This is a genomic window from Bradyrhizobium sp. Ses1 (assembly GCF_059512365.1).
In genome coordinates, this window is record NZ_JCAMOQ010000009.1 from 43,819 (window position 1) to 66,060 (window position 22,242).

A 22,242-nucleotide genomic window follows, 5' to 3' on the forward strand; every position below is an offset into this window, starting at 1 on the left:
CGTCAGATCTCCATGGTCATGGCCTGATGCAGCGCGCGGGCGACGACGCGCTTGCCGAGCTCGATCTTGAATTCATTATGGCTGCGCGCGGACGCGCCTTCGAAGGCGACTTCAGCCACTCGTTCTGCCAGTGCATCGTCGAACTTCTGGCCTTTGAGCTCAGCTTCGGCGTCGCGCGCCCGCCATGGCAGCGTTGCGACACCGCCAAGTGCGATGCGCGCATCTCGCACCGTGCCGTCCTGAACATCGAGCGCGATCGCAGCCGATGCCAAAGCGAATTCGTAGGACTGGCGGTCCCGCACCTTGAGATAGGCCGAGCGCGGCCAGCGGCCGGGGATGGTGAAACCGGAGATCAGTTCACCCGGCTCGAGCGTGGTCTCGAGCTGCGGCGTGTTGCCAGGCGCCTTGTGCAATTGCGCAAAGGGAATAGTCCGGGTGCCGGACGTGCCGGTGATGTCCACGCTCGCATCGAGCGCGATCAGGGCCTGCGCGAAATCGCCGGGATAGGTTGCGATGCATTTGTCCGAAGTGCCGAGCACCGCGTGGGTGCGGTTGAAGCCGTCCATCGCGGCGCAGCCCGAGCCCGGATTGCGCTTGTTGCAGGCCTCATAGCTGACGTCGCGGAAATAGGTGCAGCGGGTCCGCTGCAGCACGTTGCCGCCGAGGGTGGCCATATTGCGAAGCTGCGCGCTCGCGGCGAGCTTCAACGAGTCGGCGACGACGGGATAGTTCTGCTGGATCTCCGGCTTGGCGGCGACGTCGGCCATCCGCGCCATCGCGCCGAGGCGCAGATTGCCGTTCTCCAGGCTGACCGTAGCCCACGTCGGCGACAGCGGATTGATGTCGACGATTGCGCGCGGGCGCATCACGTCGAGCTTCATCAGGTCGAGCAGCGTGGTGCCGCCGGCAAGCGGCTGGATTTCGGCTTCGGTCAGGGGATTATTGCTGGCGCTTGCCGCCGCCAGCGCCTGGATGGCCGCAGAGGGATCGGCGGCTCTTTGATAGGCAAAGGATCGCATGATTGGCTCCTCTGTCAGCCAGAGAGGATTTCGGGCGCGGCCTGCTTCACGGCGGCCACGATGTTCGGATAGGCGGCGCAGCGGCAGATGTTGCCGCTCATATATTCGCGGATGTCCTCGTCGCTGCCGGCGCGGCCTTCCTTCACGCAGGCGATCGCCGACATGATCTGGCCTGGCGTGCAATAACCGCACTGGAAGGCATCCTGGTCGATGAAGGCCTGCTGCATCGGATGCAGCCGCACGCCGTTGGAGAGACCTTCGATCGTGGTGATCTCGTGATCCTGCGCCGACAGCGCGAGCGTCAGGCAGGACAGCACGCGACGCCCCTCGATCAGCACGGTGCAGGCGCCGCACTGGCCGTGGTCGCAGCCCTTCTTGCTGCCGGTGAGCCCTATATGCTCGCGCAGCGCGTCGAGCACCGTGGTGCGCGCATCGATGTTGAGGGCATTGTCCTGGCCGTTGACGCGCAGCGTCACGGGAACGGGAAGCGTGGGATCCTGTGTCGAGGGGATCGTGGTCGTCGCCGGTCCGGCCGCGCGTGCCGTCAGCGGGAACATCGCGCCGCCGGCAGCTCCCGCAAGGAACGAACGCCGATTGAAGCTGGAACGAGATTGCGGATTTGTCTTGTCATCCATGACGGGCTCCGCTTGCGAAAGGAATTGCGGCGCACGCCTGCGCCTCACCGCCCTAACAAAGGCGGTGAAGCGTTGTTCCGGAGATGACGAAGCACAGCGCTGTGAAGCAGCGCCAGTTCCAGGATGCTGAAGACGCGCTTGGAGCGTTTTCGAGCGAAGTGAATACCGGTTCGCGTGAAGAAAACGCGTCGAGAGGAGAATCTAGAGCCTGGGTTCTGATTCAATCAGAACCGAGAAAATGCTCTAGTAACCGAGCGCGCAGCCGTCCTTGCGCGGATCGGAACCGCCGGTCAGCGTGCCCTTGTCCCAATCGATCCAGATCGCCTGCCCGCCACCGAGCGGAGCAACCACGCTGGTGGTCTTGTGCCCTATCTTCTTCAAGCCTTCGACGATCGCGGCCGGCACGCTGTCCTCGAGCTGATAGACGCCCTCGTAATGCAGGCCGCGCGGCATATCGATCGCTTCCTGCACGTCGCAGCCATAGTCGAGGATGTTGGTCAGCACACGGGTCTGGCCGACCGGCTGGTACTGCCCGCCCATCACGCCGAACGGCATGATTGCGCGGCCGTTCTTGGTCGCGAGGCTCGGGATGATCGTATGCAGGGGACGCTTGCCCGGCGCGATGCAGTTGGGATGGCCGGGCTGGATGCGGAAGCCGCCGGCGCGGTTCTGCAAGAGGATGCCGGTCTTGTTGGAGACGATCGCCGAGCCGAAGGAGTGCGCGATCGAGTTGATGAAGGAGCAGACGTTGCGGTCCTTGTCGACCACGGTGATGTAGACCGTCGACGGATTCATCGGCGGCGCGACATTCGGCAGTTCCAGCAGCCGGTCCATGCGGATGTTCTTGATGTATTCGTCGGCGAATTCCTTGGCCAGGATGCCGGCGACATCCACATGCACGTGCCGCGGATCGCCGATGTGCTGCTCGCGCATCATGTAGGCGATGCGCGCGGCCTCCGCCTCGAGATGGAAACGTTCGACGCTGAGCGCGGGGAACTTGGTCAGATCGAAACGCGAGAGGATGTTGAGCATCACCAGCATCGTGATGCCCGGGCCGTTCGGTGGGCACTGCCAGACGTCATAGCCCTTGTAGATGGTGCCGATCGGCGCGGTGACCTCGGTCGAATGATCAGCGAAATCGTCCAGCGTGTGCAGGCCGCCGATGCTGCGCAGCGTCGCGACCATGTCCTCGGTGATCTCACCGGTGTAGAAGGCCTTCGGGCCGTCCTTTGCGATCGCACGCAGCGTCTTGCCGAGCTCGGGCTGGCGGATCACGTCGCCCGCGACCGCGGGCTTGCCGTGCGGCAACAGATAGCGCGCGGTGTTGGTGCCGTTCTTCAGTTTCTCGAACTGGTTCTTCCAGTCGAAGGCGATGCGGGGCGCGACGACATAGCCCTCTTCCGCGGCCTTGATCGCCGGTTGCAGCAGCTTGTCGAGGCCGAACTTGCCGTGATCGTTCAGGATCGTCTGCCAGGCATCGATGGCGCCGGGGATGCTCACCGCATGCGCCGAGGTCAGCGGCACCGAATGGATCTTGCGCTCGAGATACCACTCGCAGGTCGCCGCCATCGGGGCGCGGCCCGAGCCGTTATAGGCCGTGATCTTGCCCTCGCCTCGCGGCTGCACCAGCGCAAAGCAGTCCCCGCCGATGCCGGTCGATTGCGGCTCGATCACCGCCAGCAGCGCGGACGCAGCGATCGCCGCATCCACCGCCGTGCCGCCCTCGCGCATCACGTCGATCGCCGCCAGCGCGGCCTCCGGGTGCGACGTCGCCACCATGCCGTTGAGCGAGTGGACGGTGGAGCGGCCGGCGAAATGGAAGTTTCTCATTAAAGGTAGCTCACTTGGTTGTTCTGCATTGGAGTTCCCGGCGAGGCGGGAGCTACATGACATATTCGTACCGTTCTCTGCAATGGCTGGCATGCCAGAGCTGCGTTGCGCCGGGACATCCGACTAAGGGTTTTCGCTGGCCCAACTGCCTGATAAATCCGCGCCATGCCGCTGAAAGTCGCCGCCTTCTACCAATTCGCCAGCCTGCCCGATTACCGGGAGCTGCGCGACCCCCTACACGCAATCTCTGCTGGTCTCGGGTTGAGGGGCAGCATCCTGCTGGCGAGCGAGGGCGTCAATGGCACCATCGCGGGACGCGCCGAGGCGATCGACGCCTTTGTCGGGGAACTGCGGCACGGCGCGCTGTTCGGCGACCGGCTCGACAGATTGGAGCTGAAATTCTCGGAAGCCTCCGCAATGCCGTTCCAGCGAATGAAGGTGCGGCTGAAGAAGGAGATCGTCACGCTCGGCGATACCTCCGTCGATCCGACGCGGCAGGTCGGGATCTATGTCGATCCCGCCGAGTGGAATGTGCTGATCGCCGATCCTGACACGCTTGTGATCGACACCCGCAACGCCTTCGAGGTCGCGCTGGGCACGTTCGAGGGCGCGGTCGATCCCGGCATCAAGAGTTTCGGACAGTTCAAGGACTTTGCCGCGCGCGAGCTCGATTCGGCCAGGCACCGGAAGATCGCGATGTTCTGCACCGGCGGCATCCGCTGCGAGAAGGCGAGCAGCTTTTTGCTCGCGCGCGGCTTCGGTGAAGTGTACCACCTCAAGGGCGGCATCCTGAAATACCTGGAAGAGATGCCGAAGCAGGAGAGCCGCTGGCGCGGCGAATGTTTCGTATTCGACGAACGGGTCGCGCTCGGCCACGGCTTGCGCGAGCGCGGAAAAGAGACCGCCCATGATTGACGCCAAGACGCCTGATGCGAAGACACTCGCCGAGCGCATCGATGCGCTCGAAACGCGGATCGCCTATCAGGACGACACGATCGAGACGCTGAACGAGACCATCACCGCGCAATGGAAGCAGATCGATGCGCTGACGCGACAAATGGGGGAATTGCGCGAGCGGTTGCAGGAAGCCGAAAGCAACACGGCCGCCGCGGTCAACGAGCGGCCGCCGCATTATTGAAATGTGGCCGTCGTCCCGGGCTTGATCCGGGACCCATAACCACCGCCATCCAAGATGAGCTCCGGACTCAGTTCCGAGCGCAACACTAAATCCTGTGGTTATGGGTCCTCGCTTTCGCGAGGACGACGGAGGCTCGTTCGCGATGACGGCTAGCGGAACACTGCCTTCACTTTTTCCCAGAGCGACGGGTCTTCGCTTTCGCCATCGTGCTTGGTCGGCGAAGGTTGGGCCGCGCTCACGGGGTCGGAGGCCGGAAAGGTGTGCTCCAGGCCAGCCTCAAGTTTCTCGTGCGTCTCGCGATCGGCGGCGAGCGCCTCGCGCGGGTCATCGGCATGCTTGTCATGCGGCGCCGGATTGAATTTCTCAGCCATATGCTCCCTCCATTTGCGCGGGATCAACGCACCGTGCTCGCCGGCGGTTCCAGATTCGCCTTGGCCGGACGCGGCGCGCCGTGTATCAGAAGCGTCAAAATGTCAGCCGTTTCAGCAGGAACCTTTCTTGTCCCAAGATTCCCAAGCTTCTTCCAAGCCGCTCCTTGATGTGCTTGCCGGCAAGCGGCAGCCGATCCCGCCGATCTGGATGATGCGGCAGGCCGGCCGCTATCTGCCTGAATATCGCGAATTGCGGGCCAAAGCCGGCAGCTTCCTCGATCTGTGCTTCACGCCGGACTATGCCGCCGAAGTCACGCTGCAGCCGATCCGCCGCTTCAACTTCGATGCGGCGATCATCTTCTCCGACATCCTCGTCATTCCCTATGCACTGGGACGCTCGGTGCGGTTCGAGGCCGGCGAAGGCCCACGGCTTGATCCGCTCGATACGCCCGAAAAAGTGAAGACGCTTGCCGCGCATGCAGACTTCACAAAGCTCGAGCCGGTCTATGAAGCGCTGCGCCGCGTGCGGCGCGAGCTCGACGACGGGATCGCGCTGATCGGCTTCTGCGGCGCGCCATGGACGGTCGCAACCTATATGGTCGCGGGCCAGGGCACGCCCGATCAGGCGCCGGCGCGGATGATGGCCTATCGACAGCCCGCGGCATTCGAAAAGATCATCGACGTACTGGTGGAGAATTCGATCCACTATCTCGTCGGTCAGTTGAAAGCCGGAGCCGACTGCCTGCAATTGTTCGACAGCTGGGCCGGCGTGCTGCCGCCGCGCGAATTCGAACGCTGGTCGATCGAGCCGGCGCGGCGCATCGTCGAGGGTGTGCGGAGGCAGGTGCCGGACGCCAAGATCATCGGCTTTCCCCGTGGCGCGGCCGGCATGCTTCCCGCCTATGTGGAAGCAACCGGCGTCAACGCCGTCAGCATCGACTGGACTGCGGAGCCCGCGATGATCCGCGAACGCGTGCAGAGCCGCACCGCGGTGCAGGGCAATCTCGATCCGCTCGCGCTGATCGCCGGCGGCGACGCGCTCGATCGCGCGGTCGACGATGTGCTGGAGAATTACGGCAAGGGCCGGCTGATCTTCAATCTCGGCCACGGCATCCAGCCGGAGACGCCGATCGCCCATGTCGAGCAGATGGTGCAGCGGGTGCGGGCGTATCGAGGTTAGCTATTTCTTCTCCCTCTCCCCGTTCTTACGGGGAGAGGGTTGGGGTGAGGGGCTCTCGCCGCGTATATGGTGGCAGACGGATTCGCGGAGGCTCCCCTCACCCGGATCGCATCTTGCGATGCGATCCGGCCTCTCCCCGCAGGCGGGGAGAGGCGATCAGCGCGCATCCTCCAAAATCATGTCCGACGCCTTTTCCGCGATCATGATCGTCGGCGCGTTGGTGTTGCCTGACATCAGGTCGGGCATGATCGAAGCATCGACCACGCGCAAACCTTCGATGCCGCGCACCTTGAGCCGTTGATCGACGACGGCCAGCGCGTCGTTGCCCATGCGGCAGGTCGAGGTCGGGTGATAGACCGTTGAGCCGGTGCGGCGGCAGAAATCGAGCAGGTCCTCATCGCTGATCGTCTTCGGACCCGGCTCGATCTCTTCCGCGCAATAGGTCTTCAGCGCCGGCGCTGCGAGGATCTTGCGCAGGATGCGAAGGCCGTCGATGAAGGCGCGACGGTCGGTTTCGGTCGACAGATAATTGATGCGGATTTCCGGCGGCACGGAAGCGTCCGCACTTTTGATGCGGAGCGAGCCGCGGCTTTCGGGGCGGAGCTGACAGACAGAGGCGGTGAAGCCTGAAAACATGTGCAGGTTCTCGCCCATCTTGTCGGTCGAGAACGGGATGAAGTGGATCTGGATGTCCGGCGTCGCCAGTCGCGGATCGGTCTTGAAGAATGCGCCCGAAGTGCCGGCGGCGATCGTCAGCGGGCCGCGCCGCAAGGCCGCATAATGCGCGCCCGCCCAAAGGCGTCGCAGCGGATGGTTGACGACGTCGTTGAGCGTGACGCGCTGCAGGCAGCGCGTGATCAGCCGCACCTGCAGATGATCCTGTAGATCATTGCCGACGCCCGCCTGGTCGAGCACGACCTCGATGCCGTGCTTCTTCAAGAGCGCCGCCGGACCGACGCCGGAGAGCTGCAGCAGTTGCGGTGAGTTGTAGGCGCCGCCGGCGACCAGGATCTCGCGCCGCGCACGCGCCGTGCGGACCCGCCCCTCCTGCTTGAATTCGACCGCACGAGCACGGCGGCCTTCGAAGACGATGCGCTGCGCCAGCGCCGAGGTCTCGACATGCAGATTGCCGCGCTTCATCGCCGGGCGCAGATAGGAGAACGCGCTGCTGGCGCGGCGCCCGCGCCGCGTCGTGGTCTGGAAGAAGCCGGCGCCTTCCTGCGTCGCGCCATTGAAATCGGGATTGGTGGGAATGCCGACCTCGGCCGCCGCCTTCACGAAGGCTTCCGACAGCGGATCGTGATGCCGCCAGTCCGAGACCGGCAGCGGACCGCCGGCGCCGTGATACTTATTCGCGCCGCGCTGCTGGTCTTCCGCCCGCTTGAAATAAGGCAGCACGTCGTCATAGCCCCAACCGGCATTGCCGTGCTGACGCCAGCGGTCGTAATCCTCGTGCTGGCCGCGCACATAGAGCAGACCGTTGATCGAGCTCGAACCGCCCAGCACTTTTCCGCGGGGCTGAAAGACCTGGCGCCCGTGCAGTTCCGGCTCGGGCTCGGTCTGGTACATCCAGTTGACGGTTTTTTCCTTGAACAGTTTGCCGTAGCCGAGCGGCACATGGATCCAGATGTTGGTGTCCCTGGGTCCCGCTTCGAGCAGCAGCACCGAATTCTTGCCGTCGGCGCTCAAGCGATTGGCGAGCACGCAACCGGCGGAACCGGCGCCGACGATGACGTAATCAAATTCCAAGCTGTCATTGTTATTGTTCATTTTGTTTCCCCCAGGGTTTTTATTTTCTGTGGTCGTACAGACAAAGCTACAATTTGAAAAGACTTATGGCCATGCGCCTTCGCCTGAGGGCCTTGACTGCCGCGCTCAGTTGGCGGCTCCGCCGGCGCCGCGCTCAATCGCGGTCAAGCGCATTTGTATCGATTTGTTAGCGATGCACGCGCACGCGGTTGTCACAACGTCTTGTTGCAATGTCCGCCCGGTCCATAATTCATAGTTTGTCAAAGCTTTGCAGCGAGGTTCCGCAATCGGCACCCGCCTTGGGGCCAGGCCTGCAGGGCGAGGGATGCGGACGTATCTGAGCTCATATCTCTCAAAACTGTTCGCCGGCGATCTCGCCGCGTTCGGCGGACCGGCAACCGACGAGACCGGCGCCGGCTATATCCGCTCCGAGCAGATGTCGCTTGTGCTCGGCCATGCCGTCGGCTTCATGCTGGCCAACATCTGCAATGCGATCATACTTGCGATCGCGCTCTGGCACTCGGCGGACTGGCTTCGTGCCAGCATCTGGACCGCGGCCGTGGCCGGCGGCGCAGCATGGCTCGGATGGCAGTCACGCGCGTCGCGACGGATCGCGAAGCCGCAATTCGTCTCTCGCCGCACCATGCATCGATTGGTGCTAAATGCAGTCGTACTAGGGTCCGCGTGGGCGATCGTTCCGGTGGCGTTCTTTGCCAACGCCTCGAATGGCGGCCAACTGGTGATCACCTGTCTTTGCGCCGGAATGCTTGCGGGCGGTGCGCTCGCCTTCGCCACCATCCCGATCGCCACCATCGCCTTCACCACGCCGATCTTCATCGGCTCCACGATCTGCCTGTACAGGATTGGCGATTTTGTCTACCTGCTGGTTGCAATCCTGCTCGCAATCTATGGCTTCGTGCTGCTCCGCGCCGTGTTCGTCAATTCCTTCGAATTCACACGGCGCATCATCACCCAGCTCGAGGCGGAGCGGACCGTGCGGCGGGATCTGCTGACAGGGCTGCCGAACCGAATTGCCTTCAACGAAGACCTGGAAGCCGCGCTTGACCGGCTGGCACGCACCGGCGAGGAGTTTGCCGTCCTGCTGCTCGATCTCGACCGCTTCAAGGAAGTGAACGACAAGTTCGGCCATCCCGCCGGCGACGAGTTTCTGATCCAGGCGGCTGCGCGATTGCAGCGCTGCACCCGCGCCACCGAACACGTCGCGCGCATCGGTGGCGACGAGTTCGCGCTGATCATGGCCAATCTGACCAGGCCGAAAGAGGCCTTCGAGATCGCCGAGTGTTTCGTTGCCTCCTTCGACGATCCGTTGGTGATCGATGGACGCGAAGCGTTCGGGGCAACCAGCGTCGGCATCGTGCTGGCGCCGCGCGACGGCAACACGCCCCACGACCTCATGAAACACGTCGACATCGCGCTGTATCGCGCCAAGAAGGCGGGACCCGGCACGATCTGTTTCTTCGAACCGGGCGACGACAAGTCGGCGCGCGATCGCCTGGCATTGCGGCGGGATCTGGAAGGGGCAATCGAGCGGAACGAGTTATTCCTGGTCTATCAGCCATTCATCGAGATCGGCGAAAACCGCATCACCGGGTTCGAAGCGCTGCTGCGCTGGCAGCATCCCGAGCGTGGGCTGGTGTCGCCTGGCGACTTCATCCCGATCGCGGAAGAGACCGGGCTGATTCACCAGATCGGCGAATGGGTGGTCCACCGCGCCTGCCTGGCGCTTGCGGAATGGCCCGACGACATCCGCGTGGCCGTGAATTTCTCCGCGGTGCAGTTCAACAATGCCGGCATCCTGCAGACGATCGTGCAGGCGCTTGCGCGAGCCGGCGTGCGCCCCGAACGGCTCGAGATCGAGATCACAGAATCGATGCTGATCGCAAAGTATGGATCAGCCTTGTCGATCCTGAACTCGCTGTTGGATTTGGGGGTGACGGTTGCGCTCGACGATTTCGGCACCGGCTTCTCGTCGCTGACATACTTGCGCAAACTGCCCTTTAGCCGCATCAAGATCGACCAATCCTTCATCCGCGACATGCTGGTGCAGCCCGACTGCGCTGCGATCGTCAAGTCCGTGATCGGGCTTGCGCAGGAGCTGCGCATCGGCGTGGTGGCGGAAGGCGTGGAAACGGCGGACCAGCTCGAATATCTGCGCCAGGCCAATTGCGACGAGGCCCAGGGCTATTTCATTGGCCGCCCGGTTCCGGCCGAACAGATCCCTGCTCTGCTCGACCAGAAGCAGCGCTCGATCCACGCGGCCTAGACTAGACGCCGAACCGTTCCGACTTGCTCCTCGCACTGCAATGACGCGTCGCCCTGCTCCGTCTTCAGGCGGTCAGACTTTTTGCAACTGCGAAATGGTATCCGTAATACCAGCACCGGTGAACACGCTGCGAGGTGCGTCGTCGCATTGCGGAACTGGAGAATTGGAAAAATCGATTTTCGATTGACGGCAGTTGTCGGGCCCGTCAATCTCCGCCGCCATGAACGGCATCGAGTTGAGTTTTCGTGAGGGATTTGGCGACGAGCGGCCGCGAAGCCTCACGTCTGCGGTGCAGGAGCGGCTGCGCGCGGACATCCTTTCGACCCGGCTCTTGCCCGGGCAGAAGCTCCACATCGCGGGGCTGGCCAAACAGTTTTCCGTCAGCCTCGCCGCGGTGCGCGAGGCACTGTCGCGACTGGTGGCGGACGGGTTGGTGCAGGCCTCCGACCAGCGCGGCTTTCGCGTCAGCCCGGTCTCGCTCGCCGATCTCGCCGACGTCACGCAGACGCGGATCGACATCGAAGGATTGGCGCTGCGGCGTTCGATCGAGAGCGGCGACGCCGCCTGGCTCGCTGCCGTCGAGGCCGCCTGGGAGGCGCTCAAGGCGGTGCCCTACCGCTATCCCGATCAGCCGGGCGTGCATTACGAGGAATGGGTGGTGCGCCACCGCGTCTTTCATCGCGCGCTCGTCAATGCCTGCGGCTCGCGATGGCTGCTCGGCTTTCGTGACGAACTGCACGAGCAGAGCGAGCGCTATCGCCGGCTGTCGATCCGACGCGGCGAGCCGCGCGATGTCGAAGCCGAGCATGCCGCGATCGTCGAAGCCGTACGCCGGCGCGACGCGGATGCCGCCGTCATCGCGCTGTCCAAGCACTTCACGATCACCATGGCATTCGTCGAACTCGCCGCGCCCCGGATCTCGGAGGTGAACGGCACGAACTGAAGGCCGGGCGCAGTTCCCGGAAAACAAGCAGTCATCCTGGAGGAAACAGAACTATGCCCATGTCCCGCCGCCATGCCCTGGCGTCGCTCGTCGCCGTCACCGTGCTCGCAGCGCCCGTCGCCGCCTCCGCGGCCGAGACGATTCGCGTCGGGCTGCCGACCAAGACCTATTGGCCGACGACGATCGCCGAGACCGCCGTGCGGCAGAAGCTGTTCGAAAAGGAAGGCATCAACGCCGAGCTGACGATCTACCGCGGCGGCGCCGAGACCTTCGAGGCGATGGCGGCAGGTGCTGCCGACATCATCCTCGACCCTCCGTCCCTAGTGTCGGCCGGGCGCAAGAAGGGCGTGATGTCGAAGCTCGTCGCCAATGCCGCGATGGGCAGCTTCGGCTGGCAACTGATGGTGCCGGTCAAGTCGACGCTCGAGGTGAAGGATCTGAGCGGCAAGAAGGTGGCGATCACCTCGGCCGGCTCCGGCTCCGACCTGCTCGCGCTGTGGACGGCGCAGGACAAGAAGCTCGAATTCACCCGCGTGCCGGTCGGCGGTGGCGGCCTGGTGCCGAACCTGCTCGCGGGCAATGTCGATGCCGCCGTGGTCTATTCGCCGCTCAGCTTCCAGATTGCGAAGTCGGGCGAGGCCCGCACCATCCTCGACTACGCCAAGGAAGTGCCGCCGAATCTGAGCGCCGGCTGGATCGTGCTCGACAAATATGCCGATGCCAAGCCCGAGGTGGTGCAGAAGGCCGTCAACGCGCTCTACGGCGCGCTGCAATTCATGCGCGCCAACCGCGACACAACGGTGAAGCTGATCGCCGAGCTTTACGAGATGCCGGCCGAGATCGCCGCGCTGGAATATGAGAACACGATTCTGAAGCTGGAGACCGACGGCAACATGGGTGCCGCGAACGTGCCCGCCGCCGTGCAGCTTTCGCTTGATCTCGCCAAGCTCGGCGGGCTCAAGGATATCGTGCCGGTGGAGGAGATCATCTCCACCAAGTTCAAGCCGGTCCCGACGAAGTTCTGAGATGCAGGGCACACTTGCCATAAAGCTGGCGCGGATCGCGATCGTGGTCGCGATCTTTGCGCTGTGGGAACTGTTGTCGCGCACCGGCATCGTCAATCCGCGGCTGCTGCCGTCGGCGTCCGACACGCTGGTGACGCTCGGCGATCTCCTGCAGCGCGCCGCCGTGCGCAAGGATCTGATGGTGACGGCAACCGAAGTGCTGGCGGCGTTCGCGCTCGCGGTCCCCTCAGGCGCACTGATCGGGTTCCTGATCGCGGAAAACCGCTACTTTGCGGAAGTGGCAAAGCCGCTGTTGTTCTTCGCGTTCAGCATCCCGAAATCGATCTTCCTGCCGATGTTCATCCTGGTGTTCGGCGTCGGCTTCTCGCAGAAGGTCGGGTTCGGCTTCTTCTCGACCATCTTCATCGTGATCATGTCGACCACGACGGCTGTGGAGTCGGTGAAGGTGGAGCATTTGACGGTCGCCCGCTCCTACGGCGCGACGCGCGCGCAGACCGCGTTCCGCGTCTATCTGCCGAGCATGCTGCCGGTGCTGCTGGAGGCGTTGCGGATTTCCATGATCTTCAACCTCACCGGCGTGATCCTCGCCGAGATGTATGCCTCGCGCGATGGCATCGGCCACCAGATCGCGACCTGGGGCGAGAACTTCCAGATGAAGCAATTGCTGGCAGGCGTGGTGATGGTCGCGGCGATCGCGATGACCTTCAACGAACTGATCAGATGGGTGGAAACGCGATGCAGTCATTGGCGAACGTGACACAGCTCAAGCCTCCGCCCCGCGCCGGCGCGATCGAGGTCAAGAATGTCGGCCAGGTCTTCAAGACCTCAACGCAGGACGTGGTCGCGCTCGACAACGTTTCGCTCGAGATCAAGCCGGGCCGCTTCGTCGTGCTGGTCGGCCCGAGCGGCTGCGGCAAGTCGACGCTTCTGATGATGATGGCCGGTCTGCGCCAGCAGACCATGGGCAGCATCACCATCAATGGCGCGCCGATCCCCAAGCCGGACCCGGACCGTGTCGGCGTGGTGTTCCAGGAAGCGAGCCTGTTCCCCTGGCTCACCGCGGAAGAGAATGTCGAGTTTCCGCTGGCGCTGCGCGGCGTGGCGAAAGCGGAGCGTCGCGCCAAGGCGCAGGAGGCTCTGAAGCTGGTCGGGCTCGACGGTTTCGGCAAGCGCCATCCGCACGAATTGTCCGGCGGCATGAAGCAGCGCGTCTCGATCGCGCGCGGCCTGGTGCAGGATCCGCCGGTGCTGCTGATGGACGAGCCGTTCGCCGCGCTCGACGAGCAGACCCGCATGACCATGGGCGACGAGCTGCTGCGCATCTGGTCGGCGACCGGCAAGACCGTGGTGTTCGTCACCCACAGCCTGACCGAAGCGGTCTACCTCGCCGACGAAGTGATCGTGATGTCGGCTCGGCCCGGCCGCATCGTCGACCATCTGCAGGTGCCGCTGCCGCGGCCGCGCACCTATGAGATGCTGAGCGGCGATGCCTTCGGCACGCTGCGCGACCGCATCTGGCGGCACATCCGCAAATCGGCGTGAGGCTTGCGATGAGCGCGAAGACGCTGCGGCATCTGATCGTGATCGGCCTGATCGCGCTGTGGGAAATCCTGCCGCGCACCGGTCTTATTCCGGAACTGTTCCTGCCGTCGCTGTCCTCGACGCTCAGGGCCGGATGGAACGAGGCGCCGGAATATGGCCACGCGCTGGCGGTGACGCTCTATGAGGTCGCGATCTCGATGGCGTTCGCCTGCGGCGGCGGCATCCTGCTCGGCGCCATCGTCGGCAGCCTGCCGCGGCCACGCGTGCTGATCATGCCGATGGTCTCGAGCCTCTATGCGGTGCCGCTCGTGATCCTCTATCCCGTGTTCACGGTGTGGCTCGGCATCGGCACGGAATCCAAGATCGCCTTCGCCTCGATCTACGGTTTCCTGCCGACGATGCTCGCAACCGCGGCCGGCATCCAAACCATCGACCCGCAGCTCATACTTGCCGCGCGCAGCATGGGCGCAACGATGAGTCAGCGCCTCGTCCGTGTCATCATTCCCGCCGCGATCCCGACCGTGCTGTCGGGCCTGCGCGTCGGCGGCGCGCTTGTGATCGTCGGCGTGGTGGTGTCAGAGATGCTGATTTCGTCCGCCGGCATCGGCTACCTGATTTCGCGCTACCGCACCATCCTGGACAGCCCGCATGTGTTCGCCGGCGTGCTGCTGGTGCTGTTCATGGCGATGGCTTTCAATGCCTTGATCAAGTGGATCGAGCGCAAGGCTGCGATCTGGCAGACCGGCACCCGCGCCGACCAGAGCGCTGCCGACGACGTCGGGTCCGGCGCCGTGCAGCCGGCGACGTAAAGGATGCCAGCGTGTTCGACCTGACATTGAGTTTCGACAATGGCCCCGAGCCGGAGGTCACGCCGCGCGTGCTCGACATCCTGCGCGAGCGCAACATCAAGACGACGTTCTTCGTGATCGGCGAGAAGCTCCGCGATCCCGCGCGGCGCAAGCTTGCGGCCCGCGCTCATGACGACGGCCACTGGATCGGCAACCACACCTTCACCCACAGCATTCCGCTCGGCCAGCAGGCGGATGCGGATACGGCGGCGAACGAGATCGGCCGCACGCAGGCGGCGATCGGTGACCTCGCCCATGCGCAGCGCTGGTTCCGGCCGTTTGGCGGCGGCGGCAATCTCGACGGCCGCCTGCTCAAGCCATCCGTCGTCGACTACCTCACCCACAACAAACATAGCTGTGTGCTTTGGAATGCGATCCCGCGCGACTGGGACGATCCGGACGGCTGGGTCGACCGCGCGCACAATCAATGCCGTTCGCAGCCCTGGACGCTGATGGTGTTGCACGATCTGCCGACCGGCGCGATGGACCATCTCGAGGATTTCCTCGATCGCGCCGCCGCCCACGGCGCCGGCTTCCGCCAGGAATTTCCGCCCGACTGCGTCCCGATCCGCTCGGGCGAAATCGTGTCGCCTATCGACGCCTACGTTTCCTCCATCGAAGAAAGTGTCAAATCATGAAGATCGCAAGTTTCAAGGCGGCTGGTGTCGCGAGCTATGGCATCGTCACCGATTCCGGCGTGATCGACACCGGCAAGCGACTGAAGAACTTTCCGACGCTGAAGGCGCTGCTTGCGGAGGGCTCGCTCGACGAATTGAAGAAGCTGCAGGGCGAGCGCGCCGACTACGCGCTCAAGGATGTCGAGCTGCTGCCGACCCTGCCCGATCCCGACAAGATCCTTTGCATCGGCGTCAACTACGCCACGCATCTTGCCGAGAGCGGCCATCCGACACCGCCGCATCCGATGATCTTCACCCGCTTCGCCAACAGCCAGGTCGGCGCGGGCCAGCCGATGATCCGGCCGCTGGAGTCCGAGCGTTTCGATTATGAAGGCGAGATGGCCGTCATCATCGGCAAGGCCGGCCGAAGGATTTCGCGCGAGGCTGCGCTTTCGCATGTGGCGGGCTATGCCTGCTACAATGACGGCAGCATCCGCGACTGGCAGCGCCACACCTCGCAATTTGCGCCGGGCAAGAACTTCGTCGGTACCGGCGCATTCGGCCCCTGGATGGTGACGACGGACGAGCTTCGCGACGTCAGCAAGCAGAGCATCGCCACCCGCCTCAACGGCGTCGAGGTGCAGGCCGCGCCGATCTCGGACCTCGTGTTCGACGTCCCTGCCTTGATCGCCTATTGCTCGACCTTCACCGAGCTTGCACCCGGCGACGTCATCGTCACCGGCACCACCGGCGGCGTCGGTGCCTATCGCAACCCGCCGCTCTGGATGAAGGGTGGCGACGTGGTCGAGGTCGAGATTTCCGGCATCGGCGTGCTGCGCAATCCCGTGAAGGACGAAGCTGCGGCCGCGGCAACTCGCGCGGCGTGACGCGATTCGCTGAACCAAGAACAACAAGGAGACTATCATGAACCTCCCGACGCATCTCTTGCCGACCACCGTCGTCGGCAGCTACCCGCAGCCGGAATGGCTGGTCGATCGCGCCATGCTGTCGAAAGTCGTGCCGCGCACCCGCCTGCACGCGATGTGGCGGTTGCCGGCCGAGCATTTGGAAGAAGCGCAGGACGATGCAACCATCGTCGCCATCAGAGACATGGAGCGCGCCGGCATCGATATCGTGACCGACGGCGAAATCCGCCGCGAAAGCTATTCCAACCGCTTTGCCACCGCGCTCGAAGGCATCGATGACGAAAATCCGGCCATCATCACCGCCCGCACCGGCAGTACGCAGACGCCGGTGCCGCGCGTGGTCGGCCCGGTGAAACGCACGCGCGCGGTCGAGCTGCACGACATGCAGTTCCTGCGGCAGAACACCGACCGCGCGGCCAAGATCACCCTGCCCGGCCCGTTCACCATGAGCCAGCAGGCCAAGAACGAGTTCTACAAGGATGACGAGGAACTCGCGATGGCGTTCGCCGAAGCCGTCAACGCCGAGGCGCTCGACCTGCAAAAGGCCGGCGCCGACGTGATCCAGCTCGACGAGCCCTGGGTGCGCAACAATCCAGACCTCGCCAAGCGCTATGCCGTGAAGGCGATCAACCGCGCGCTGCAAGGAATCACGGTGCCCACCGTCGTCCATCTCTGCTTCGGCTATGCCGCGGTCGTGCCGGGCTCGAACAAGCCCGCGGGCTATTCCTTCCTTGGCGAGCTCAACGACACCACGGCCGACCAGATCTCGATCGAAGCCGCGCAGCCCAAGCTCGACCTCGGCGTACTTAAGGAGCTGTCGTCGAAGAAAATCATGCTTGGTGTGCTCGACCTCGGCAATCCCGAGATCGAGTCCGTGGAGACGGTCGCCGGACGCATCCGGAGCGGCCTGAAGCAGGTGCCCGCCGAACGGCTGGTGGTCGCGCCCGATTGCGGCATGAAATACATGCCGCGGCACGTCGCGTTCGGAAAGCTGAAGGCGATGTGCGACGCCGCCGCGCTGGTGCGGAAGGAGATCGGCGGTTAAGTCGAGTTGCATCCACGTCGGATGCTGCGCCCCCTCTCCCGCTTGCGGTGGAGGGCCGGGGTGGGGGTATCTCCGCGATTGACTCTGTCCGAATGTGTGGAGAGAGCCCTCACCCGGCGCTCACGCGCCGACCTCTCCCGCAAGCGGGCGAGGTGGAAGGAACTTACGACTGCGACGCTGAGCGCGTGGCTGCGGCCTGCGGCGGGCGGTCGTTGAGCCGGACCACGACGACGATGCGCTTGATCTCGCCGTTGCGGTAGGCCTTCAGGAAATGGTCGTAGTTCTTGATCGAGACGCAGCCGTTGGAATCGCCGTTCGGGCCGAGCATGTAAGGGTGGGCCAGGAGGCCGGCGCGGCCGAACGTATCCGTACCATCGACCGGGGTCATGCGCAGCGCCGGCACGCCATGGAACAGCTTCTCGCGCGGCTTCATCTCGTAGATGCCGGGCGGCGTCGCACCAGCGTTGCGGGTATTCACGCGGGAGGGGTCGTCCATCAGGCCGCCGAGACCCGAATGCGCCTCGAGCTTGGTGCCGTCAGGCATGTAAACGGTGCGCGCCGTGATGTCATAGACGGCGGTGGTGCTGTCGTAGCCAAGCGTGGTCAGGCTCGGCCCGGTGCCGGGAAGGATTCCGCCATTCGGCTCGAGGGACGCCAGTTGAACCCGTCCTGGCACCCAGTCGGTGATCTTCTGCCAAATGGAGCGTTCCTCCGCCTGCGCCACAGGTGCCGGCGCGGGGGGTAGATCGTTCCTTGCCTGCAGGTTGGCATCGACCGGACGCGACCGCGGCAGCGGAATCGCGGCGACTGCGGGGGGCGGCGCCGGGCTCGGCGGGCTGGCTTGCGCGGGTTCGTCGGTCTGGGTGTCCCGAAGCTGCTCGGTCAGCGAACCCTGGATATGGGCGAATTCCGCGTTGAAATCGTTGCGGCTGCCACGAAGCATCGGGCGCGAGGGGTAGTAGATGAAGGCGGAATCGAGCGTCGAGCGCGCCCCGAACCGATCGTTGAAGGAAATCGCGGCGGACGTGTTCGCCAAGGCCGAACCCCGCAGCAAATCCAAGGGGTTAATCTCTGCGATCCAGGCGGCAAGGGCAGACGCCAACGCGAACGAGGCGACAGAAAATGTCGCCTTGCCCACCCATCGAGCACCACCCCGCGGGCGCTCGGCTGCACCTGTCCCAATACGACCCATCTAACCCCGTTCGGCGCATCGGAGCCTCTGACGGGCTCCAGATAAGGATTCACCGAGTTGACTTTGGATATCACGGAACAAGACTTGGGCACAATCGAGACCAAATGGCCGGTCACCCCCGAAAAGTGATGACAGAAAGGCCCGCGCAAGTCTCCCTTTAGGGAGCCAGATACCGCAGCAGTTCCGGGTCGTCCCTGACTGCGGCGGCCGGGCCCTGCAGCGCGACGCGGCCGCGGTCGAGGACATAGGCGTAGTCGGCCACCCGCAGCGCAAGGTCGAGATGCTGCTCGACGATGACGACCGCAATGTCCTTTGCCAGCTCGATCAGGCGCTCGGTGATCTCCTCGATCACGCCGATCCACACGCCCTCGGTCGGCTCGTCCAACAGCAGCAGTTTCGGATCGCCAAGCATCGCGCGGCCGATCGCCAGCATCTTGCGCTCGCCGCCCGATAGTGTGCCGGCGGGCTGATCGAGGCGTTGAGCCAGCTTCGGGAAGATCGCCAGTACCCGGTCGATGGCCGTGGCGTCGTGACTATAGAGTGCGCCGACCGCGAGATTGTCGCGCACCGACAACCGCGCGAACACCGAATACTCCTGCGGCACATAGCCGATGCCGAGCCGCACGCGCTCTTCGGTCGGGCGGCGGCCGATATCCTTGCCGTCGAACTTGAGCTCGCCCCTGGACAGGCCGAGTTCGCCGACGATGGTCTTCATCAGCGTGGTCTTGCCGGCGCCGTTGCGGCCGAGCACGGCGACGCCGCCGCGCCAGGGAATGCCCATATTGACGTCGAACAGGACCTGGCTGCGGCCGTAGCCGGCGTCGAGATTGATGATATCGAGGAATTGGCTGTCAGGCACGGCGCAGATAGATCTCCTGTACATCCGGGCTGGCCTGGATCTCGGCGACGGTGCCGCTCTCCAGCACCCTGCCCTGGTCGAGCACGGTGAGCCGATCGCAGATGTCGCGGATGAAATCGAGGTCATGCTCGACGATCACGAGCGAGCAATGCGACTTGATCGGCTGCAACAATTCGCCGGTGACCCGCCGCTCCTCCAGGCTCATGCCGCCGGTCGGCTCGTCGAGCAGCAGCAGCCGCGGCTTGCCGGCGAGCGCCATCGCGATCTCCAGCCATTGCTGCTGGCCGTGCGACAGCGTCGCCGCCGCGTCATGGGCGCGATCGGCGAGCCGGAATTGCGTGAGCATCGCCATGACCTGGTCGTGCAATATGCCGCGGGTGCGCGACAGCACGAGGTCGAGCAGCGAGCATTGCGCCTGCAGCGCCAGCAGGATGTTGTCGTAAAGCGTCAGCGACGGCAGCACGCTGGTGATCTGGAACTTCAGGCTCATGCCGGCGCGGGCGCGCTCGGTCGGCGACAGCGCGGTGATGTCGCTGCCGGCAAAGTGCACGGTACCTTCGGTCGGCGTTTCGGCGCCGGCGACGCATTTCATCAGCGTGCTCTTGCCCGAGCCGTTCGGGCCGATCAGGCCGTGAAATTCGTTCTCGGAGACCGTCAACCCCGCTCCGTCGAGCGCGGTCAACTTGCCGAACACCTTCTTGATGCCGGTGGCTTCAAGGAGCGGCATGGCTGCTTCCCTTCGCCCTTCCGCCGAAGCTGCCGACGCGCTCGCGCTCACCCAGCACGAAGCTGATCAGGCCGAGCGGGCGGAACAGGATCACCAGGAGCAGCAACACGCCGAGGATGATCGGCCAGATGTCGCGGTAATTGTCCGATAGCCAGAAGCTGACGCCCTCGATGATCACGGTACCGATGACGGCACCGATCAGCGTACCCGATCCGCCAAAGAGGACGTAGAGCACGACCTGGGTCGAGATCACGACGCCCAGCATGTTGGGCCAGACGAAACCCTCGTGAAATGCATAGAGCCCGCCGGCCAACCCTGCGATGGTGCCGCCGACGGTAAAGACGATCGCCTTCAGATGCTGCGCCTTGTACCCGAAGAAGGCGATGCGCTGCTCGTTCTCGCGCAGACCTGCGAGCGCCAGACCGAATTGCGAGCGCACCAGGAATCGGCACAGGAGATAGACGACCAGCAGGATGCCGAGCGCGAGGTAGTAGTAGACCGGCCCCTCCGTAATGTCGGTGCTGCCGAGCGACATCGGCGGGATCGAAGGAATGCCGTTCTGCCCGCCGAGATAGTACCAGCCGCGCGCCAAGCGATCGGCGGCATAGGATCCGGTGAGCGTACCGAGCGCAACAAAGATCATGCTCGACGGATTCCGGCCGAGCAACAGGAAGCAGCCGAGCAGGAGCGAAAATATCAACCCGATCAGCATCGCCGCAGGCAGCACCAGAAGGATCGAAGTGACGTTGAGGTCGCGCGCCAGCAGAGCCACGCCGTAGCCGGCCGAGCCGAAGAACAGGGCCTGGCCAAAGCTCATGATGCCGGCATAGCCCCAGACCAGGTCGAACGACAGCGCAAACAGCGCGAGGATGATGACGCGGGTAGCGAAGACGGTCAGATAGTCCTGCAGTACCAGCGGCAGGAACACTGCGACCAGCAGCGCCAGGATTTCCACGATCGGCAGGATCCTGCGCGGCGTTCTGGCCTGTGACGCCAGCGCGGCGGTCGCGCCGTGCTCGGCCATCGCGATGTCCGGCTGTTCGTCGATCGCCGTACGAACCGCCTGCTCGGTTGCGCCCATACTTGACTCAGCATTCCTTGGGGTCGACGAGCCCGCTGCTGCGGGCCACGATCTCGTACACACCGCCTTTGGCGACCGCGGTGTACATGTTCATCTTGCAGTGCCGCTTGCCCGGCACCATCTCGGCGGGCCCGCCCGGCCCTTCCGCGATCTTGGCATGATCCAGCGCAGCCGCAACGGAATCGCGATCAACCTTGCCGGCCTCCTTCACGGCGGCTGCCCACAGCTTCAGGCCGCGATAGGTGCCGGTCGCGGCGCTGCCGGCGGCGAACAGGAAATTGCCGGGGAAATCCTTCTCGTAGGTCGCCTGGATCTTGGCGCTGACCGGATCGTCCTTGGTCAGCACCTTGAAATAGTCGAGGCAGCTCGCGAGGCCTTCGATCTCGTTGGCCTGATTGATGTTGAGCGTGTTCTCGTCATAGTAGACGCAGGACAGCCGGCCGCCATTCTTCAGGAAGCCAGCTTCATAGAGCTGCTTGAAGAACGGACCGACGCCGGGCGGGATCACCGTGTTGAAGACGACGTCGACCTTGTTGGAGACGATGCGGTTGACGGTGGCGCTGAAATCGACCTGGTCGAGCGGGTAATATTCCTCGAAGATCACCTCGCCGCCATTGGCTTCGATCACCTTGCGCGCATAGACGTTCAGTGTATGCGGCCAGACGTAATTGGCGCTCGGCAGCGCGAAGCGCTTGCCGCCGTTCTTGATCAGCCAGGGGATGAACTCGTCGCATTGCTGCGCCGGCGTCGGCCCGGTGCAGAACAGATAGGGCGTGCACTCCTTGCCCTCGTAGAGTTGCGGGTAGATGTAGAGCGTCTTGCCGCGGGCGACGATCGGGTCCTTGATCGCGTTGCGCATCGAGCTCGTGATGCCGCCGAGCACGAGATCGACCTTGTCACGCTGGATCAATTTGCGGACGTTGCCGACCGCGACCGATTCGTTGGACGCAGTGTCCTCGATGAAGAGCTCGATCGGACGACCGAGCAGGCCGCCGGCATCGTTGATCTCCTTGACCACCATCTTGGCCGTGTTGGCATCGGCGTTGCCGGCATAGGCGATCGGGCCGGTGAGGTCGGTGGCGATGCCGACCTTGATCGGGCCTTCGGCGGCATTGGCCCATTCGGGACGGATCACCCAGCTTCCTACGCCGGTCGCGATCGCGGTGGAGGCAAAGGCAAAGTTCTGCAGGAAACGACGCCGGCTTAACTTCAAGTGATCGCTACGCATGAG

General features: G+C 64.2%; 22 protein-coding genes. 12 read left to right on the top strand and 10 right to left on the bottom strand.

The genetic code is table 11. The features are described 5' to 3' along the window. Positions 1–2 precede the first annotated feature (2 nt). From AC5ZG5_RS13380 to ggt, 3 genes are all read right to left on the bottom strand, one after another. On the bottom strand, positions 3–1,019 hold the full coding sequence (locus tag AC5ZG5_RS13380; protein ID WP_456642632.1) for an FAD binding domain-containing protein: 1,017 nt from the start codon (positions 1,017–1,019) through the stop codon (positions 3–5). Positions 1,020–1,033: 14 nt separating this feature from the next. Further along, a complete protein-coding gene (locus AC5ZG5_RS13385; RefSeq protein WP_456642631.1) occupies positions 1,034–1,654 on the bottom strand; it encodes a (2Fe-2S)-binding protein in 621 nt (206 codons plus the stop codon). 243 nt (positions 1,655–1,897) lie between these two features. After that, entirely contained in the window at positions 1,898–3,484 is a 1,587-nt protein-coding gene (gene ggt / locus AC5ZG5_RS13390) for a gamma-glutamyltransferase (RefSeq protein WP_456642630.1), read from the bottom strand. Between the two features lie 165 nt (positions 3,485–3,649). Between ggt and trhO the strand changes: the two genes are divergently transcribed. Together trhO and AC5ZG5_RS13400 are read left to right on the top strand one after the other, a co-directional pair. After that, complete coding sequence (gene trhO / locus AC5ZG5_RS13395; protein ID WP_456642629.1) at positions 3,650–4,399, top strand: oxygen-dependent tRNA uridine(34) hydroxylase TrhO; 750 nt, start codon at positions 3,650–3,652, stop codon at positions 4,397–4,399. Then, a complete protein-coding gene (locus tag AC5ZG5_RS13400; protein ID WP_456642628.1) occupies positions 4,392–4,622 on the top strand; it encodes a SlyX family protein in 231 nt (76 codons plus the stop codon). Before trhO ends, AC5ZG5_RS13400 begins: the two co-directional genes overlap by 8 nt. Positions 4,623–4,771: 149 nt before the next feature. Here the strand turns inward: AC5ZG5_RS13400 and AC5ZG5_RS13405 are convergent, their stop codons facing one another. Then, entirely contained in the window at positions 4,772–4,993 is a 222-nt protein-coding gene (locus AC5ZG5_RS13405; RefSeq protein ID WP_028162593.1) for a hypothetical protein, read from the bottom strand. Positions 4,994–5,120: 127 nt separating this feature from the next. On the opposite strand from AC5ZG5_RS13405, the gene hemE reads away from it, so the two are divergent. Continuing rightward, positions 5,121–6,173 carry a uroporphyrinogen decarboxylase gene (gene hemE, locus AC5ZG5_RS13410; protein WP_456642627.1) on the top strand — a complete coding sequence of 351 codons (1,053 nt, stop codon included), beginning with the start codon at positions 5,121–5,123 and terminating at the stop codon, positions 6,171–6,173. 156 nt (positions 6,174–6,329) lie between these two features. Here the strand turns inward: hemE and AC5ZG5_RS13415 are convergent, their stop codons facing one another. Continuing rightward, on the bottom strand, positions 6,330–7,943 hold the full coding sequence (locus AC5ZG5_RS13415) for a GMC family oxidoreductase (protein ID WP_130224975.1): 1,614 nt from the start codon (positions 7,941–7,943) through the stop codon (positions 6,330–6,332). A gap of 304 nt (positions 7,944–8,247) precedes the next feature. Here AC5ZG5_RS13415 and AC5ZG5_RS13420 point away from each other — a divergent pair, with 304 nt between their 5' ends. The 9 genes from AC5ZG5_RS13420 (at position 8,248) to AC5ZG5_RS13460 (ending at position 17,152) form a co-directional block, all read left to right on the top strand. Further along, a complete protein-coding gene (locus AC5ZG5_RS13420) occupies positions 8,248–10,206 on the top strand; it encodes a putative bifunctional diguanylate cyclase/phosphodiesterase (RefSeq protein WP_456642626.1) in 1,959 nt (652 codons plus the stop codon). A 193-nt stretch (positions 10,207–10,399) separates the two neighbouring features. After that, on the top strand, positions 10,400–11,149 hold the full coding sequence (locus AC5ZG5_RS13425) for a GntR family transcriptional regulator (RefSeq protein WP_456642625.1): 750 nt from the start codon (positions 10,400–10,402) through the stop codon (positions 11,147–11,149). Between the two features lie 59 nt (positions 11,150–11,208). Then, positions 11,209–12,174: an ABC transporter substrate-binding protein gene (locus AC5ZG5_RS13430; RefSeq protein WP_496165449.1), complete on the top strand. Its 966-nt coding sequence runs from the start codon at positions 11,209–11,211 to the stop codon at positions 12,172–12,174. A 1-nt stretch (position 12,175) separates the two neighbouring features. Beyond that, on the top strand, positions 12,176–12,931 hold the full coding sequence (locus tag AC5ZG5_RS13435; protein WP_456642623.1) for an ABC transporter permease: 756 nt from the start codon (positions 12,176–12,178) through the stop codon (positions 12,929–12,931). Next, positions 12,910–13,716 carry an ABC transporter ATP-binding protein gene (locus tag AC5ZG5_RS13440; protein WP_456642622.1) on the top strand — a complete coding sequence of 269 codons (807 nt, stop codon included), beginning with the start codon at positions 12,910–12,912 and terminating at the stop codon, positions 13,714–13,716. Before AC5ZG5_RS13435 ends, AC5ZG5_RS13440 begins: the two co-directional genes overlap by 22 nt. 8 nt (positions 13,717–13,724) lie before the next feature. Continuing rightward, complete coding sequence (locus AC5ZG5_RS13445) at positions 13,725–14,525, top strand: ABC transporter permease (protein ID WP_456642621.1); 801 nt, start codon at positions 13,725–13,727, stop codon at positions 14,523–14,525. Between the two features lie 11 nt (positions 14,526–14,536). Next, the gene (locus tag AC5ZG5_RS13450; RefSeq protein WP_456642620.1) at positions 14,537–15,202 is read left to right on the top strand and encodes a polysaccharide deacetylase family protein; all 666 of its coding nucleotides are present in this window, start codon (positions 14,537–14,539) and stop codon (positions 15,200–15,202) included. Next, positions 15,199–16,068, top strand: a complete 870-nt coding sequence (locus AC5ZG5_RS13455) for a fumarylacetoacetate hydrolase family protein (protein ID WP_456642619.1) — start codon at positions 15,199–15,201, stop codon at positions 16,066–16,068. Before AC5ZG5_RS13450 ends, AC5ZG5_RS13455 begins: the two co-directional genes overlap by 4 nt. 37 nt (positions 16,069–16,105) lie before the next feature. Next, complete coding sequence (locus AC5ZG5_RS13460) at positions 16,106–17,152, top strand: uroporphyrinogen decarboxylase family protein (protein ID WP_130224984.1); 1,047 nt, start codon at positions 16,106–16,108, stop codon at positions 17,150–17,152. A gap of 163 nt (positions 17,153–17,315) precedes the next feature. Here AC5ZG5_RS13460 and AC5ZG5_RS13465 read toward each other — a convergent pair whose 3' ends face one another. The 5 genes from AC5ZG5_RS13465 to AC5ZG5_RS13485 form a co-directional block, all read right to left on the bottom strand. After that, positions 17,316–18,188 (bottom strand): DUF2778 domain-containing protein, encoded by an 873-nt coding sequence (locus AC5ZG5_RS13465; protein WP_456642618.1) that lies wholly within the window; start codon positions 18,186–18,188, stop codon positions 17,316–17,318. Between the two features lie 313 nt (positions 18,189–18,501). Beyond that, positions 18,502–19,203 carry a branched-chain amino acid ABC transporter ATP-binding protein gene (locus AC5ZG5_RS13470; RefSeq protein WP_496138687.1) on the bottom strand — a complete coding sequence of 234 codons (702 nt, stop codon included), beginning with the start codon at positions 19,201–19,203 and terminating at the stop codon, positions 18,502–18,504. Further along, complete coding sequence (locus tag AC5ZG5_RS13475; RefSeq protein ID WP_130576801.1) at positions 19,196–19,930, bottom strand: ABC transporter ATP-binding protein; 735 nt, start codon at positions 19,928–19,930, stop codon at positions 19,196–19,198. Before AC5ZG5_RS13475 ends, AC5ZG5_RS13470 begins: the two co-directional genes overlap by 8 nt. Next, on the bottom strand, positions 19,917–21,011 hold the full coding sequence (locus tag AC5ZG5_RS13480; protein ID WP_456642616.1) for a branched-chain amino acid ABC transporter permease: 1,095 nt from the start codon (positions 21,009–21,011) through the stop codon (positions 19,917–19,919). The genes AC5ZG5_RS13475 and AC5ZG5_RS13480 overlap by 14 nt, the downstream gene beginning before the upstream one ends. Before the next feature lie 7 nt (positions 21,012–21,018). Beyond that, a complete protein-coding gene (locus AC5ZG5_RS13485; RefSeq protein ID WP_208821288.1) occupies positions 21,019–22,239 on the bottom strand; it encodes a substrate-binding protein in 1,221 nt (406 codons plus the stop codon). Between the last annotated feature and the right edge of the window lie 3 nt (positions 22,240–22,242).

Coding starts and splice junctions, on each gene's coding strand:
- AC5ZG5_RS13380 (WP_456642632.1), bottom strand. CDS start 1,019: ATGCGATCCTTTGCCTATCAAAGAGCCGCCGATCCCTCTGCGGCCATC.
- AC5ZG5_RS13385 (WP_456642631.1), bottom strand. CDS start 1,654: ATGGATGACAAGACAAATCCGCAATCTCGTTCCAGCTTCAATCGGCGT.
- ggt (WP_456642630.1), bottom strand. CDS start 3,484: ATGAGAAACTTCCATTTCGCCGGCCGCTCCACCGTCCACTCGCTCAAC.
- trhO (WP_456642629.1), top strand. CDS start 3,650: ATGCCGCTGAAAGTCGCCGCCTTCTACCAATTCGCCAGCCTGCCCGAT.
- AC5ZG5_RS13400 (WP_456642628.1), top strand. CDS start 4,392: ATGATTGACGCCAAGACGCCTGATGCGAAGACACTCGCCGAGCGCATC.
- AC5ZG5_RS13405 (WP_028162593.1), bottom strand. CDS start 4,993: ATGGCTGAGAAATTCAATCCGGCGCCGCATGACAAGCATGCCGATGAC.
- AC5ZG5_RS13415 (WP_130224975.1), bottom strand. CDS start 7,943: ATGAACAATAACAATGACAGCTTGGAATTTGATTACGTCATCGTCGGC.
- AC5ZG5_RS13420 (WP_456642626.1), top strand. CDS start 8,248: ATGCGGACGTATCTGAGCTCATATCTCTCAAAACTGTTCGCCGGCGAT.
- AC5ZG5_RS13430 (WP_496165449.1), top strand. CDS start 11,209: ATGTCCCGCCGCCATGCCCTGGCGTCGCTCGTCGCCGTCACCGTGCTC.
- AC5ZG5_RS13435 (WP_456642623.1), top strand. CDS start 12,176: ATGCAGGGCACACTTGCCATAAAGCTGGCGCGGATCGCGATCGTGGTC.
- AC5ZG5_RS13440 (WP_456642622.1), top strand. CDS start 12,910: ATGCAGTCATTGGCGAACGTGACACAGCTCAAGCCTCCGCCCCGCGCC.
- AC5ZG5_RS13445 (WP_456642621.1), top strand. CDS start 13,725: ATGAGCGCGAAGACGCTGCGGCATCTGATCGTGATCGGCCTGATCGCG.
- AC5ZG5_RS13455 (WP_456642619.1), top strand. CDS start 15,199: ATGAAGATCGCAAGTTTCAAGGCGGCTGGTGTCGCGAGCTATGGCATC.
- AC5ZG5_RS13460 (WP_130224984.1), top strand. CDS start 16,106: ATGAACCTCCCGACGCATCTCTTGCCGACCACCGTCGTCGGCAGCTAC.
- AC5ZG5_RS13475 (WP_130576801.1), bottom strand. CDS start 19,930: ATGCCGCTCCTTGAAGCCACCGGCATCAAGAAGGTGTTCGGCAAGTTG.
- AC5ZG5_RS13480 (WP_456642616.1), bottom strand. CDS start 21,011: ATGGGCGCAACCGAGCAGGCGGTTCGTACGGCGATCGACGAACAGCCG.
- AC5ZG5_RS13485 (WP_208821288.1), bottom strand. CDS start 22,239: ATGCGTAGCGATCACTTGAAGTTAAGCCGGCGTCGTTTCCTGCAGAAC.